10 protein-coding genes are annotated in these 14,149 nt (G+C 76.3%); 3 read left to right on the top strand and 7 right to left on the bottom strand.

Going from position 1 to position 14,149, the window contains the following annotated elements; genetic code table 11:
• Positions 1-128: 128 nt before the first annotated feature.
• Together GQS09_RS12905 and GQS09_RS12900 are read right to left on the bottom strand one after the other, a co-directional pair.
• The gene (locus GQS09_RS12905) at positions 129-1,106 is read right to left on the bottom strand and encodes a DNA/RNA non-specific endonuclease (protein WP_165986185.1); all 978 of its coding nucleotides are present in this window, start codon (positions 1,104-1,106) and stop codon (positions 129-131) included.
• 75 nt (positions 1,107-1,181) lie between these two features.
• Complete coding sequence (locus GQS09_RS12900; RefSeq protein ID WP_165986184.1) at positions 1,182-2,393, bottom strand: ROK family protein; 1,212 nt, start codon at positions 2,391-2,393, stop codon at positions 1,182-1,184.
• Between the two features lie 17 nt (positions 2,394-2,410).
• Here GQS09_RS12900 and GQS09_RS12895 point away from each other — a divergent pair, with 17 nt between their 5' ends.
• Positions 2,411-3,661: an MFS transporter gene (locus GQS09_RS12895; protein ID WP_165986183.1), complete on the top strand. Its 1,251-nt coding sequence runs from the start codon at positions 2,411-2,413 to the stop codon at positions 3,659-3,661.
• A gap of 444 nt (positions 3,662-4,105) precedes the next feature.
• Here the strand turns inward: GQS09_RS12895 and GQS09_RS12890 are convergent, their stop codons facing one another.
• A complete protein-coding gene (locus GQS09_RS12890) occupies positions 4,106-6,418 on the bottom strand; it encodes an MMPL family transporter (RefSeq protein WP_165986182.1) in 2,313 nt (770 codons plus the stop codon).
• Between the two features lie 205 nt (positions 6,419-6,623).
• Here GQS09_RS12890 and GQS09_RS12885 point away from each other — a divergent pair, with 205 nt between their 5' ends.
• On the top strand, positions 6,624-7,445 hold the full coding sequence (locus GQS09_RS12885; protein ID WP_165986181.1) for a BTAD domain-containing putative transcriptional regulator: 822 nt from the start codon (positions 6,624-6,626) through the stop codon (positions 7,443-7,445).
• Between the two features lie 70 nt (positions 7,446-7,515).
• Here the strand turns inward: GQS09_RS12885 and GQS09_RS12880 are convergent, their stop codons facing one another.
• Both GQS09_RS12880 and GQS09_RS12875 read right to left on the bottom strand, forming a co-directional pair.
• Complete coding sequence (locus GQS09_RS12880) at positions 7,516-7,917, bottom strand: DUF1992 domain-containing protein (RefSeq protein ID WP_165986180.1); 402 nt, start codon at positions 7,915-7,917, stop codon at positions 7,516-7,518.
• A 102-nt stretch (positions 7,918-8,019) separates the two neighbouring features.
• Positions 8,020-9,192, bottom strand: a complete 1,173-nt coding sequence (locus tag GQS09_RS12875) for a geranylgeranyl reductase family protein (protein ID WP_165986194.1) — start codon at positions 9,190-9,192, stop codon at positions 8,020-8,022.
• A 204-nt stretch (positions 9,193-9,396) separates the two neighbouring features.
• On the opposite strand from GQS09_RS12875, the gene GQS09_RS12870 reads away from it, so the two are divergent.
• The gene (locus GQS09_RS12870; protein ID WP_165986179.1) at positions 9,397-10,776 is read left to right on the top strand and encodes a dipeptidase; all 1,380 of its coding nucleotides are present in this window, start codon (positions 9,397-9,399) and stop codon (positions 10,774-10,776) included.
• 473 nt (positions 10,777-11,249) lie between these two features.
• Here GQS09_RS12870 and GQS09_RS12865 read toward each other — a convergent pair whose 3' ends face one another.
• Both GQS09_RS12865 and GQS09_RS12860 read right to left on the bottom strand, forming a co-directional pair.
• Positions 11,250-12,287, bottom strand: coding sequence for an NUDIX hydrolase (locus GQS09_RS12865; protein WP_165986178.1), 1,038 nt, complete (start codon positions 12,285-12,287; stop codon positions 11,250-11,252).
• A gap of 94 nt (positions 12,288-12,381) precedes the next feature.
• Positions 12,382-13,719 carry a DUF6986 family protein gene (locus tag GQS09_RS12860; protein WP_165986177.1) on the bottom strand — a complete coding sequence of 446 codons (1,338 nt, stop codon included), beginning with the start codon at positions 13,717-13,719 and terminating at the stop codon, positions 12,382-12,384.
• Positions 13,720-14,149: the final 430 nt, after the last annotated feature.

Genomic DNA, 14,149 nt, shown 5'->3' with positions numbered 1-14,149 from the left:
GGGCAGTGCGGAACGCCCGGCCCGGGTCCGGCGTCCGCGGGGGTCCGCCGGGGCCGGACCCGCCGGCGGGTGTTCCGCCGAAGGATCGGTCCCCCCGCTTTCCAGTACGCTCCGCCCGCGCCGGGGTGTCAAACCGGCGGAGCCGGCGGCCCTTCCGCGGCCACGTCCCCGGCCCGCCAGGTGATGTCGTGGTGGCTGGTGAGCTCTCTCCAGCGGGCGGGGCCGGGCGCCACGCCGGGCGCCACCGGCAGCCGGTCGGCCACCGGCAGCGGCCCGAAGTCCAGGCCGGTGAGCGCGGCCACGTCCCGGACCGGGACCTGGAAGGTGCGGAACGGGCCGAGCGGGGGCGGTTCGCCGGGGGCCGGGGCGGCGCGCCGCAGGTCCGGGGTCTGGTCCAGCAGATAGCCGGTGGCGCCGAGCTCGCCGCGGTCCAGGAAGGCGGCCACCTTCCAGAAGCTCAGCGGAATCCGCACGCCCCGGTAGAGCGGGTCGCTCTCGCGCAGCACCGGGCCGGTGGACACGGCGAGCCTGCGTTCGTGGGCGGCGGCGTGCTGCAGCAGGAAGTCCTCCAGGCCCAGCCACAGCTTCCGGCCCTGGTTGAACTCCTCGGCCTGCGGGGCCGCGTTGGTGAAGTGAAAGGTGTCGTCGTCGGCGCGTTCGGCCTCGTCGCGGTCGCCCCAGACCGGGTCCAGCCGCCGCACCAGGTGCCCGCGGTCCAGGGGGTTGTCCTCGTAGAGTTCCCCGCCGGCCTGGTGGGCGGCCGGGGCCCGGGGGTCGAGCCGCCAGCGGCTGTCCCGGCCGGAGCGCCGCAGGCGGGCGCCGTCGATGGCCACCGCGGTGGCCGCGGCCAGCCGCCGGTCCGGGCGCAGCAGCACGGAGAAGTGCGTATAGGGCAGCAGCACGGTCTCCAGCAGCGGGTCGACGGGGCGGGGCAGCGGCACCTCGACGCCGAGGAACCACGGGTCGTAACCGGTGCGTCCGTCGAGCCGGGAGGCGGCCGCGCCGGCCGCGGCGGGCCCGCCCGGGCCGGTGCCGCCCGGGCCGGTGCCGGTGCCGGCCTCGTCGGCCGGGGGGCCGGGAGCGGGGGCAGGTTGCTCAGTTCCCATGACCGATGGGTACTGCCGGGCGGCGGCCCGGGCATCCGGGGCCGTCCGGCCGGGTGACCCGCCGGTGCGGCGGTGTCAGACGGCTTCCAGGGCGGTCAGCGGATCGTCCAGCACCGGCTGCCAGGCGAGTTCGGCGGCGCCGACCAGGCTGTTGTGGTCCAGGGTGCAGGGCAGGATGGGCACGCTGCCGCTTCGTCCCCACAGGCTGCGGTCCGCGACCACGGCGCGCAGCCGCTCCGGGTCGGCGGCCAGCAGGGCCCGGTGCAGCCCGCCCAGGATGATCCGGTCCGGGTTGAGGATGTTCACCAGCCCGGCCAGGCCCATGCCCAGCCGGTCGATCAGCACCCGGGCCGCGTCCCGCACCGCCGGGTCGGTGGCGTACTCGGTGCGCACCAGGCCCGCGGCCTGGTCCAGCAGGGAGCCCTCCGGGCCGGGCTCCCGGCCGGCGGTCTCCAGCAGGGCGAGCGGGTCGGTCTCCACGTCCAGGCAGCCGCGGCTGCCGCAGTGGCAGGGGCGGCCGGCGGGGTCGACGGTGAGATGGCCGACCTCCAGGGCCAGCCCGGCGCTGCCGGTGTGCAGCCGGCCGTCCAGCACCAGGGCACCGCCCACGCCGCGGTGCCCGGTGCCCACGCAGAGCAGGTGATGCGCGCCCTGTCCGGCGCCGTGCCGGTGCTCGGCGAGCGCGGCCAGGTTGAGGTCGTTGCCGCACTGGCCGGCGGCCTTGACGCCCTGTGAGTCCAGGCAGCGGTTGAAGATCTCCCGCACCGGGGCGCCGGCCGCCCAGGCCAGGTGCAGCGGGTTGAGCGCGGTGCCCTCCGGCTCGGTGACGGCGGACGGCACCGCCAGCCCGGCGCCCACGCAGCGGCGGCCGGTCTGCCGCAGCAGCTCCGCGCCCGCGGCCACCACCTCGCCGAGCACCTGGGCCGGGTCGGCGTCCACGGTCATGCAGCCCGGGGTGGTGGCCACGATCCGGCCGCCGAGGCCGACCAGGGCGGCGCGGAAGCCGTCGGCGTGCACCTGGGCGGCGAGCGCCACCGGTCCGTCGTCGGCGATCAGCAGCCGGTGCGAGGGCCGTCCCTGGGAGCCGGCCACCGCACCGGGGCGGGAGTCCACGCTGATCAGGCCGAGGGTCTGGAGCTCGGCGGCGACCGCGCCCGCGGTGGCGCGGGTGACGCCCAGTTCGGTGGTGAGCACCGCGCGGGTGGGGGCGCGTCCGGTGTGGACGAGTTCGAGTGCGGGGCCCAGTGCGTTGCGGCCCCGGTCAATTCTGCTGCGCGTGTGGGTCACTCCTCTATTCTTACTTTGTGCCGCTCATAAACAAAACGACGGCGCGGCGGTCCGTGATCCGCCGCGGCCACCACGGACCCGGTCACGGACTGCGCCGCATCCGCACCGCGCTCACCGCGTTCTTCGCCCTGGACGGCTTCGTGTTCGCCGGCTGGGTCGTCCGCATCCCCTCGGTCAAGGAGCAGACCGGCGCCTCGCCGGGCGCCCTGGGACTTGCCCTGCTCGGGGTGTCGGCAGGCGCGGTGGTCACCATGTCGCTGACCGGGTGGCTCTGCAGACGGTACGGCAGCCATCCGGTCACCGTGGTGGCCGGCGCCCTGCTGGCGCTCTCCGTGGCCCTGCCCGCGCACACCCACTCGGCGCTCGCGCTGGGCCTGGTGCTGCTGGTGTTCGGCGTCGGCTTCGGCGCCATGAACGTCGGCGCCAACAGCGCGGCGGTGGATCTGGTCGCCGCGCTGCGCCGGCCGGTGATGCCCGGCTTCCACGCCGCGTTCAGCCTGGGCGGCATGGCGGGCGCCGGACTCGGCGGGCTGGTGGCCGGGGAACTGAGCGCCGCATGGCACCTGGGGCTGCTGGCCCTGGCCGGGCTGCTGATCGCGCTGGCCGCCGGCCGGGTGCTGCTGGCGCATCCGGCACCCGCCCCGGACGGCGCCGGGCAGCCCGCCGGTGCGGCGCCCGCCCCGGCCAGCCGGCCGCACCGGGCGGCCGTCTACGGCCTGGGCTTCATCGCCCTGTGCACCGCCTACGGCGAGGGCGCGCTGGCCGACTGGAGCGCCCTGCACCTGCGGGAGTCGCTGGGCGCGAGCGAGGGCGTGGCCGCGGCCGGGTACGCGGTGTTCGCCCTGGCCATGACGGTCGGGAGGCTCACCGGCACGGCCCTGCTGGCCCGGCTGGGCGAGACCCGGGCCCTGGTGGCGGGCGGCACGGCCGGTGCCGTGGGCATGCTGCTGGGCTCGCTGGCGCCCACGGTCTGGGCGGCGCTGGCCGGTTTCGTGCTCACCGGGCTGGGGCTGGCGAACGTCTTCCCCATCGCCATCGGCCGGGCCGGGGCGCTGGCCGGGCCGCGCGGGGTGGCCACCGCCTCCACCGTGGGCTACGGCGGCCTGCTGCTGGGGCCGGTGGCGATCGGCTTCCTGGCCGAGTGGTTCACCCTGGCCACGGCGCTGACGACGGTGGCCCTGCTGTGCGCGGTGGCCTCGGCGACGACGCTGCTGAACCGGGGCGCGCTGCACGGGGCGCCGGCCGGACGCCCCGCCGCACACCCATGAGCTGCCGCTTGGCCGCCGTGCCGGCCCGGCCGGTACGGCGCGGTCCCCCGGACCCGGCACTGCGGCCGGCCATGAGCCGGCGGCCCCGTCCCGCTCCGCCGGAATCCGGGTGCCGCCCACCGCCGGCGGCTGGAGCGGCGCCCCGGTACGGACCTGCTCCGGCAGCCCTTTCGGCGCTCGCTGTCCGCCATGGCCGGTCCGTTCCGGGCGCCGCGGGTGCTGCACCGGCTCTGCGGGGGCCATGGGGTCCGGGACACGTGCGCCGGACCGGCTTCGTCCCGCCCGGACGCGGCGAGGTGTCCGCGGCCTTCCGCCTGCGGCAGGAGCGGATCGCGGAGATCCGGGCGGCCACCGCGTGGGACGCCACGTGCCTGCCCTGGTCCGGGACCGAGGTGACCGCGGCGGACCGGACGGCACGGTGGCCGCCCGGGTCCGCGGACAGCTCTACGTGCGGCGCACGCCGGCCCGGGCGTGGCCGGGGCCCGCCGGCGGGGCCGCGCCGCCCTGCCCGGCGGCCGGACCGCCCCCGTCCCCGGTGGTGGTGCCGGGGACGGGGCGGGGGTCCCCCTCGGTGAGGCCGAAGCGGGCGTGCAGCCGCCGCAGCGGAGCGGGCGCCCACCAGTTCGCCCGCCCGGCCAGCCGCATCGTGACCGGCAGCAGCACCATCCGGATCAGCGTCGCGTCCACCAGGATCACCAGCGCGGTGCCGATCCCCAGCATCTTCAGGAACACCACACCGCTGGCGGCGTAGCAGGCGAAGGTCAGCGCCAGGATGCCGGCCGCGGCCGTGACCACGGGCGCGGTCCGCCGCACCCCCTCCCCCACGGCCGCCACGGTGCCCAGCCCGCCCCGGCGGGCCGCGGTGATCCGGGACAGCAGGAACACCTCGTAGTCCATGGACAGCCCGTAGGTCACGCAGAACATCAGCACCGGGATGCTCGGCTCGATCGCTCCCAGGGGCGTGAAGCCGAGTGGGCCGGAGAGATTGCCGTCCTGGAACAGCCACACCAGGGCGCCGAACATCACACTCAGGCTGAGCAGGTTGAGCACCGTGGCCTTCAGCGGCAGCAGCACGCTGCCCGTCATCAGGAACAGCAGCCCGCAGGTGACGGTCAGGACCAGCCCGGCCACCAGCGGCAGCCGCCGCAGCAGCTCGTCCCGGAAGTCGCTGGTCTCCGCCGGGTAGCCGCCCACCAGCACCCCGTACGGCGCGGGAACCTCCCGCACCGAGGCGACCAGGCCCGGAACGCCCCCGGGCACCCCGCCCTCCATGGCCTGCTGGGTGGGCACCACGGCCAGCCGCACCCGGCCGCCGGGGTCGTCCGGCTCCCGCACCGGCGGCGCGGCCAGTGCGCCGTCCCGGTGCAGCCCGGCCGGTGACTCCACCTGGAACACGCCCGGCAGCCGGGAGAGCGCGTCCGCGTACGCCTCGGTCTCCTCCTCCGGGAACGGCCCGTTCCCGGTGCTCACCACGAACAGGGTGTCGGTGGCCTCGGCGGCGAAGTGGGCGTTGCGCTCCTCGGTGGCCACCCGGGAGGAGGCGCCCTCCGGCAGCGTCCGCTCGTCCGGCAGCCCGAACCGCAGGCCCAGCACCGGCGATCCGGCGAGCAGCAGCACGGCCAGCACGGCGGCACCGGACACCAGCGGACGGCGCATGGCGGCCAGCGCGGCCCGGTGCCACAGCCCGCCGCGGCCGGCCGGCGGACCGCCCGCCGCACCCGAGGACGGCGCCGGGCGCTCCACCCGGTGCCCCCAGCGCAGCAGCGCCGCGGGCAGCACCAGCACCGCGCCCGCCACGGCGGTGGCCACCACCAGCACCCCGGCATAGGCGAAGGACCGCAGGAAGAAGAACGGGAACACCAGCAGGGTGGCCAGCGAGACCGCCACGGTCAGGCCGCTGTACAGCACGGTGCGCCCGGCGGTGCGCACCGTGACGGCGACCGCCGCCTCCGGCGGGACGCCGGCCCGGCGTTCCTCCCGGTAGCGGCCGATCACGAACAGGCTGTAGTCGATGCCCAGTCCCAGGCCCAGCACCAGCGCCAGGTTGGCGGCGAAGACCGAGACCGGGGTGAACTGGGCCAGCAGCCGCAGCCCGGCCAGGGTGGCCAGCACCGACATCAGCCCCGTGCCCACGGTGAGCAGTGCCGCGGCGGCGCGCCGGTGGACCAGCACCAGCAGCAGCGTCACCATGGGCAGGATCAGCAGTTCGGCACGGAGGAAGTCCTGCCGGGCCCGCTCGCCCACCTGCCGGGAGATCTCCTCCTGGCCGGTCACCTCGACGGTGAACACCTCGGTCTCCCGGGCGAGTTCCGGTGACAGCGCGGCCAGTTCGGCACGGGTCTCGGTGGCGCTGCCCTCCAGGCGGGCCAGCACCAGGGCCCGGGAGCCGTCGGTGCTGCGCAGCGCCGGGTCACCGGTGGCCCAGTAGGAGCGGACATCGGTGACCATGGGGTGCGCCGCCAGCCCGGCGGCCAGCTCCCGGCCGGCCGTGCGCACCCGTGGCGCGTCCACATCGCCGCCCGCGGCGGTGACCAGCAGCGCCAGGTTGGGGTTGCCGGTGCCGAACTCCTCGCGCAGCACGTCCTGCACGGCCACCGAGTCGGTGCCGGGCGAGTCCCAGCGGGACAGCTCCAGGTCGTCCGGGGCACCGGCGCCGTAGGCCGCCAGGCCCAGCAGCAGGAGGAGCGCGGTCAGCAGCACGGCTCCGGCCCGGCGTACCGCCGGCGGCCGGGCGGCGCCCGTGTGGTGCGGGGTCATCGTCCTCGCCTTGCATCTCGGCTGTGGCGGGCCCTGCGGAAGGCCCCCTCGTCGCGGTCCAGCCTGGGCGAGGGCGCTGACCGGCCACTGGACCGCGCACGGGAACAACCGCTGGAAGAACCGCTGGAACGGCCGCTGGAACGCGCTGCCGGCCGGGCACCGCAGGCACCTCCGGCGGGTGGGGGCCGTGGCCTAGGCTCGGGGCATGGCTGACGGACTGCGGTGCGAGGTGCTGGGGCCGCTGCGGGTGCTGCGCACGGCGGGAACGGCCGCGGCCGCCGGCGGGGAGATCGCGCTGGGCGCGCCCCGGCAGCGGGCGGTGCTGGCCGTGCTGGTCCTCCAGGAGGGCCGCCCGATGACCTACGGCGCGCTGGTGGAGGCCGTCTGGGGTGCCGAGCCGCCCGGCCAGGTGCGCAATCTGGTGCAGAAGTACGTCTCGGGGCTGCGCCGCGCGCTGACCGCGGCGGCGGCCGGGACGGAGCGGGCCCCGGGCACGCCGGAGCTGTCCTGGACCGGCAGCGGCTACCGGCTCACCGGCCTGGCCCCGGACGACCTGCACGAGCGCCGGGCGCTGCTGCACCGGGCGCTGGCCGCCCGGGACGCCGGGGACCTGCGCACCGCGGCGGCGCTGGCCGCGCGCGCCGAGTCGGTGTGGCGCGGCGAGTTCGCCGAGGGCCTGGCCGGTCCGTATCTGGCGGCGGAGCGGCGGCGCTGGGCGGAGAAGCGGCTGATGGTGCTGGAGCGCCGCCTGGAGGGCGAGCTGGAGCTGGGCCGCTACCACGAGTGCGTGCACGAGCTGGTGCGGCAGGTCGCGGCGCACCCGCTGCGCGAGCGGATGGTGGAACTGCTGATGCTGGCGCTGTACCGCAGCGGCCAGCCGGCCGGGGCGCTGCGCGCCTACGAGGACGCGCGGCGGCGGTACGCCGAGGAGCTGGGCTGCGACCCCGGCCCGGCGCTGCGCGCCCTGCACCAGCGCATCCTGCGCCAGGACCCGGCCCTGCTGCCCGCCCCCGCCGCGGCCTCCTGATGCCGCCGGGCCCGCGCTCCGCGCCCGGGCCGGCGACAGGGTGCCGGGGGTGACCGGGTGCCGTGAGCGGTTACCCGGGGCGGGCGGCGCGCCAGTCGGCGACCACGGCGTCGGCGTCGAACGGCCGGAGGTTCAGCGGCGGCCCGGCCGGCGGGTGGCGCAGCGCCGCGCGGATCCGGTCATTGATCTCCGCGACGATCTCCCGCACCCGGCGCTCGGAGCCCGCGGCACGCGCCGCCGCCAGCGCGTCCTCGGCCTCCTTGCGCAGCGCCAGTGACGGCGGCAGGAACGACAGCCCCTCCCGCTCCATCTTCCGCTTGACCCACCACGCCTCGTCGTAGGGCGCGTCGGCGTCCGGCAGCGGTCTGCCCGCTCCCGGGAGGCCGTCGAACTCGCCGCGCTCGGCGGCCTCCCGGATCTGCCGGTCGACCCACGTCTCGAAGCTCATGCCATGAGGCTTGCGCTCGGTCATGGCTCCAGTGTCCCAGGCCTGCCGCACGTGCCCCCGGGCGCCCGCGGGGCCCCGCGGGCAGGCCGCCTGACCGGGAGACCGACCGGGACCGGTCACGCCCGGTCAGGCGCGGTCGAGCGCGGCGAGCACCCGGCGGGCGACCGGGCTGCTGCGCACGATGCCGCCCAGGGTCGCCGAGCCGCGGCAGATCTGGGTGAAGACGAGCCAGGCCGGGCGGAAGCCGATCATCGCGGCGTGCAGCATGCGCGGCCGGGTCGAGAACACCGTCAGCATCCGGCGTCCCACGCCCATCTCCATGCCCAGCCCTGACTTGATGGCGAAGGTGTAGTTGAGCGCCTGCCGCCGGGCGTCCACGGCGTCGGCGGCCTCGGCGATCCGTACCGCCCACTCCCCCGCCAGCCGGCCCGAGCGCAGCGCGTAGGAGATGCCCTCCCGGGTCCACGGCTCCAGCAGCCCGGCGGCGTCCCCGCAGACCAGCACCCGGCCCCGGGAGAGCGGCGAGTCGTCCGTGCGGCAGCGGGTCAGGTGCCCGGAGGAGAGGGCGGGCGGGAAACCGGACAGCCCCAGCCGGGCGGTGAAGTCCTCCAGATACTTCTTGGTGGCCGCGCCCTCGCCGCGTGCCGAGATCACCCCGACCGTGAGGGTGTCGCCCTTGGGGAAGACCCAGCCGTAGGAGCCGGGCAGCGGCCCCCAGTCGATCAGCACCCGGCCGGACCAGTCCCGGGCGACCTCCGGCGGCACCGGGATCTCCGCCTCCAGGCCGAGATCCACCTGCTCCAGCCGGACGCCCACATGGGCTCCTATCCGGCTGGCGCTGCCGTCCGCGCCGACCACCGCGCGGGCCAGCAGCGTCTCCCCGCCGGCCAGCACCACCGCGACCGTGCGCCGGTCCGGCACGGCCGTACCGTGCTGCTCCACCCGCTGCACGGACGCCCCGGTGCGCAGTTCGGCTCCGGCCTTGACCGCGTACTCCACCAGCCGCTGGTCGAACTCCGGGCGGTTCACCAGCCCGAACAGCATCCGCCGGGACCGGCGGGTACGCGCCAGCTTGCCGTTGAGGGAGAAGGTCACCGCGAACACCCGCTCCTTCAGCGGCAGTTCGAAACCGGGCGGCAGAGCGTCCCGGGACGGCCCGATGATGCCGCCGCCGCAGGTCTTGTAGCGGGGCAACTCCGCCTTCTCCAGCAGCAGAACCCGGCGCCCGGTCTCCGCCGCGGCGCGTGCCGCCGATGCCCCGGCGGGCCCCGCACCCACCACGATGACGTCCCACACCATCCGGTTCCCGGCTGCGCTCTCGCTGCTCACGATGTGCTGTCGCTCCCGATAAACGTCCCGTAACGGCCTTCGCCCCCTCGCATCCTACGGCCCGGTCGGAGCGCGTCAGGGCTGTGGGATGATCGGCCGCACCGACGAAGCCTGTCCCAGCGGGCACATCCGTTCCCCGGGTGCCCGCTGCGCACCCACAAGGAGCGAAACGCCATGGTCAGCAGTCCGGAACACGCCCCGCTCGCCGGCGCCGTGCGGGAGATGATGCCGGAAGCCCGGCGGGAACTGGCCGAACTGGTCGCCTTCCGCTCGGTCGCGGACCCCGAGCTGTTCCCGCCGGAGGAATGCCGGGCCGCCGCGGAGTGGATCGCCGCCGCGCTGCGCGCCGAGGGCTTCGCCGAGGTGGCGCTGCTGGACACCCCGGACGGCACGCAGTCCGTCTACGGCCGTCTGCCGGGGCCCGAGGGCGCTCCCACGGTGCTGCTGTACGCGCACTACGACGTGCAGCCGCCGCTCGGCGAGGAGCTGTGGACCTCGCCGCCGTTCGAGCTGACCGAGCGGGACGGCCGCTGGTACGGGCGGGGCGCCGCGGACTGCAAGGGCGGGGTGATCATGCACCTGCTGGCGCTCCGCGCGCTGCGCGCGCACGGCGGCATACCCGTGGGCGTCAAGGTGATCGCCGAGGGCTCCGAGGAGCGCGGCACCGGCGGCCTGGAGCGGTATGCCGAGGCACATCCGGAGCTGCTGCGGGCCGACGCCGTGGTGATCGGCGACAGCGGCAACTTCCAGGCCGGGCGTCCGACCGTGACCGCGGTGCTGCGCGGCATGGCGATGGTGCGGGTACGGGTGGACACCCTGGAGGGCAATCTGCACTCCGGCGCCTTCGGCGGGGCGGCTCCGGACGCGCTGGCCGCGCTGATCCGCATCCTGGACTCGCTGCGCGCGGCGGACGGCTCCACCGTGGTGGACGGCCTGGCGGCGGACGGGGTGTGGAGCGGGACCCAGTACCCGGAGGAGCAGTTCCGGGCCGATGCCGGGGTACTGGCCGGGGTGGAGCTGACCGGTTCCGGCACGGTGGCGGACCGGCTGTGGGCGCGGCCCTCGGTGACGGTGCTGGGCATCGACTGCCCGCCGGTGGTGGGTGCCACGCCGTCGGTGCAGGCGAGCGCGCGGGCGCTGGTCTCGCTGCGGGTCCCGCCGGGCACGGACGCCGGTGAGGCGGCCAGGCTGCTGGCCGCGCATCTGGAGTCGCGGGCGCCGTGGGGCGCGCGGGTGAGCGTGGAGGCGGCCGGCGAGGGGCAGCCGTTCCGGGCGGACACGGCCAGCCCGGCCTACACGGCGATGGCCGCGGCGATGCGCGAGGCCTACGACGGCGCGGAGATGGAGATCACCGGGCAGGGCGGCTCGATTCCGCTGACCAGCACGCTGGCCGGGCTGTACCCGGAGGCGGAGATCCTGCTGACCGGGCTGAGCGAGCCGGCGGCCCGCATCCACGCGGTGGACGAGAGCGTCTCCCCGGACGAGCTGGAGCGCATGGCGCTCACCGAGGCGCTGTTCCTGCGCAACTACGCCGCCCAGCGCGGCGGCTCCTGACCCGGCCGCCGCGCCGCCGGCCGGGCCGCCGCCGCGTCCCGGGGAACGTCCTTCCGGGCCCGGCGGCCGGGCGGCCACCGGTACTTTCCCGGGTCCCGTACCGGTGCGGTGCTCCCGGTGCCGCCGCTCCCCGGGCGGCCACCGGCACAAAGGCCCCGCACCGCGGCGGGTGCGGGGCGGTGACGGTCGCGGCCCGGGGCCGCGGGCCCGCTCAGCGGCGGGCCGGTCCGGCTGGGGCGGCCGGCCGGAGCCGGTGCGGCCCTGGGTCCGGGGGGAGCGCCGCCGGTACGCCCACCCCCCGGGCTATGGGATGCGGCGCCGCTCCGGCGGAAGCGGCGGTCTTCAGCGGGGACATCGCGAACTCCTCACATGGGAATGTGACAGCTCCGACGTAACCACATCTGCACGGGGCGTAACCAGGCGAGCGGGCCGAACAGGGGATGCCCGGGTGGCGGCACCCGCGGAGCGCGGGGTCAGCGGCCGACCGGGGTGCCGGCCTCCAGGTTGAGGGCGCGGCCCAGGCGGCGGGCCTCGAGGGCCCAGTGCAGGCGGCTGAACCGGCCGGGCGAGAGCAGTTCCCGCGCCTCGTTCTCGGTGACGAACCGCCAGCTGCGCAACTCGGCCCCGGGCAGCAGCACTTCGGCATGCCGCTCGTCGGCCAGCCGGCCGCCGTCGAAGAGCATGCGGAGCCCGCCGAAGGCCGGCGGGCGGGGCGGCTCCCAGTCGACCACCAGCAGCGGCGGTCCCTCCGGCAGCCGCAGGCCGAGCTCCTCGGCCACCTCGCGGACCGCCGCCCGGGCCGGGGCCTCGCCGGGCTCCACCACCCCGCCCGGGAACTCCCAGCCCGGCTTGTAGGTGGGGTCGACCAGGAGTATCCGGTCGCTCTCGTCGAACAGCAGCATCCCGGCGGCCACGGTGGCGCCGGTGGGCCGCGCGCTCTGCACGATCTCGCAGCGCCCGGCGCCCGCGCCGATCGCCCGCGCCGCGCGCTCGGCGGCGGAGCGCGGCAGGAGCGCGGAGATGTCCACGGTGTGCGCGTCCTCGCCGAGCCAGGTCAGGGCCCGGCGGTAGCGGGGCAACTGCTCCAGGTACCAGGAACGGACCCGGCCGTTGCCCGCCGGGTCCGCCGGGAAGTCCTGGCGTTGCAGTATCCGTTCTCGCAGGATCGTTTCTTCGGTATGCAGCAGGAAATGCCGGACGGTCAGCCCGCGGGAGGCCAGCCCGCCGAAGAGTTCGTCGCGGTGGTCCTGGCGGAGCACCGTCATGGGCACCACGATGGTGCCCTTGGTCTCCCGGTACAGGGCGGCGGCGGTCTCCACCACCAGCCAGCGCCATGACGGCAGGTCCTGGTAGTCGGTGACCTCCTCCAGGAGCTTGCGGGGCAGGGTGGCCCGCAGCAGGTCCCCGATCCGTTCCGGCTCGAACAGGATCCCGTCCGGAAGCAGTCCCGCCAGCTCGCACCCAGCCGCGCTCTTCCCGGCGCCGTGGGCACCGTTCAGCCAGACAATCACGGTCCACCACCCCTCCTCGTCCACCCTGATGTCAGTTGCCCGCTGCACCCGGTACGGGAAACGTCGGGTACCGGTCGGCTTGCGCCACGGTGGATCAGTGACGGAGGGTGAGACTGCGCAGGTCGTGGCTGCTGAGGCCGCTGAGCCGGGTGGTCTCCTCCGGGTCGAGTGCGCCGCAGTCGAGCCCGCGCAGGAGGAAACCGGCCAGTGCGCGGACGGTGGCCGGCTCGTCCAGCACCGCCTGCCCGCCGTCTCCGCCGTCCCGTACGTCCCCTCCGTCCCCTCCGTTCCCGCCGCCCCGTCCGGCGCTCCGCCCGCCGGCCCAGGCGGCCAGCCGGGCGGCGGCCGGCGGCAGGCCCTCGCGGTAGAAGGCGTACCCGGCCGCGTAGCGGGTGGGGAGGTGCCCGGGATGCATGTCCCAGCCCTGGTGGTAGCCGCGGACCAGGGCACGGCGCACCAGCCCGTAGTGCAGCCGCCAGGCGGCGCGCACCTGTGCGGGGGAGCCGGACGGCAGCACATTGGTGGAGCCGTCGGAGAGCCGGACGCCGGTGCCCGCCGCGGCCGTCTGCATCACGGCCTTGGCATGGTCGGCGGCCGGGTGGTCCGGGGCCTGGTGGGCGGCGGCGATGCCCAGGCCGGCGCTGTAGTCGAAGGTGCCGTAGTGCAGCCCGGTGACCCGGCCGCCGGCCGCGCCGATCATGCGTGCCACGGTGGCGGCGCCGTCCGGGCCCAGCACGGCGGGCGCGGTCTCGATCTGGATCTCGAAGCCGAGCCTCCCGTCCGGCAGCCCGCGGGCGCGTTCGAAGGCGGCGCAGATCCGGGCCATGGCGGCGGCCTGGTCCTGGTGGCTGACCTTGGGCAGGGTGAGCCGCAGGCCCTCCGGCAGACCGCCGGCGGCCTCCAGCACTCCGGTGAGGAAGATGTCCAGGGTGCGGATGGCGCGGTCCCGGACGCCGGCCTCCAGGGACTTGGGCCGGATGCCGAGGTACGGCGGGGCGGTGCCGTCGGCGCAGGCGCGGGCGACCAGCCGGGCGGCGCGGGCGGCGTCGGCGTCCTCGTCTGCGTCGGGGCGGCGGCCGTAGCCGTCCTCGAAGTCGATGCGCAGGTCCTCCACCGGCTCGGCGGAGAGCTTGGCGCGCAGCCGGGGGTACACGTCCGCGGCCAGGCGGGGGTCCAGGTCCAGGGCGGAGGCCAGCGCGGCCGGGCCGGGGGCGTGCTCGTCGAGGAGGGCCAGGGCCCGGCGGCCCCAGTCGGCGACGGTGCCGGGGCCGGCGTCACCGGCGGGCACATACACCGTGTGCACCGGCTGGCGGCCCCCGCGGTCACCGGGGTAGCGGGCGGCGAGCAGGGCGTCGGTGTCCGCCAGCATGGCCGCCACGTCCTGCCGTACGGATGCCGCCAGGCTGGTGGCGATCGGTTCCCGCTGCCCCATCCCGCCGCTCCCGTCCCGTGTGGCCGCCGGAGGTTCCGCTCGACGGAATCAACATTTTGTTGAAAACCGTAGCCGGGGGACACCGGAAACACAACGGAAGCCGCGTCATTCGCCGTTCACAGCATCGTGCCGAATCGCCACGGAGGATTGACGACCGGGCAAAGGGGACGTCATCCGCAGAGCGGAAACTCAGTACCGATGGCACATGCCATCGGTGCCGCACAGGCACGGCAATCCCATGACGCGATGACGCGATGACGCGGAGGACATGATGATCGCTCAGCATCTGATGCTCGCCCGGTTCCTGGCCGGGGCGCCCGCCGAGGGGGACCAGGGCATCGGCGCCCCGCCCGCGCTCCCGGGCCACGAGGCGGACCGCCTCGCCAGCCTCGCCCGCAGCCAGGCGCGGGCCGCCGGCGCGGACGCCGCG

Source organism: Streptomyces sp. YIM 98790 (assembly GCF_011421595.1).
In the GTDB taxonomy this organism is placed as follows: domain Bacteria; phylum Actinomycetota; class Actinomycetes; order Streptomycetales; family Streptomycetaceae; genus Streptomyces.
This window is presented reverse-complemented; position numbering and strand designations above follow the sequence as displayed.

What these genes read in the sequence shown, in the direction of transcription:
- GQS09_RS12905 (WP_165986185.1), bottom strand. Translation starts at nt 1,106, where the DNA reads ATGGGAACTGAGCAACCTGCCCCCGCTCCCGGCCCCCCGGCCGACGAG.
- GQS09_RS12890 (WP_165986182.1), bottom strand. Translation starts at nt 6,418, where the DNA reads ATGACCCCGCACCACACGGGCGCCGCCCGGCCGCCGGCGGTACGCCGG.
- GQS09_RS12885 (WP_165986181.1), top strand. Translation starts at nt 6,624, where the DNA reads ATGGCTGACGGACTGCGGTGCGAGGTGCTGGGGCCGCTGCGGGTGCTG.
- GQS09_RS12880 (WP_165986180.1), bottom strand. Translation starts at nt 7,917, where the DNA reads ATGACCGAGCGCAAGCCTCATGGCATGAGCTTCGAGACGTGGGTCGAC.
- GQS09_RS12875 (WP_165986194.1), bottom strand. Translation starts at nt 9,192, where the DNA reads ATGGTGTGGGACGTCATCGTGGTGGGTGCGGGGCCCGCCGGGGCATCG.
- GQS09_RS12870 (WP_165986179.1), top strand. Translation starts at nt 9,397, where the DNA reads ATGGTCAGCAGTCCGGAACACGCCCCGCTCGCCGGCGCCGTGCGGGAG.
- GQS09_RS12860 (WP_165986177.1), bottom strand. Translation starts at nt 13,719, where the DNA reads ATGGGGCAGCGGGAACCGATCGCCACCAGCCTGGCGGCATCCGTACGG.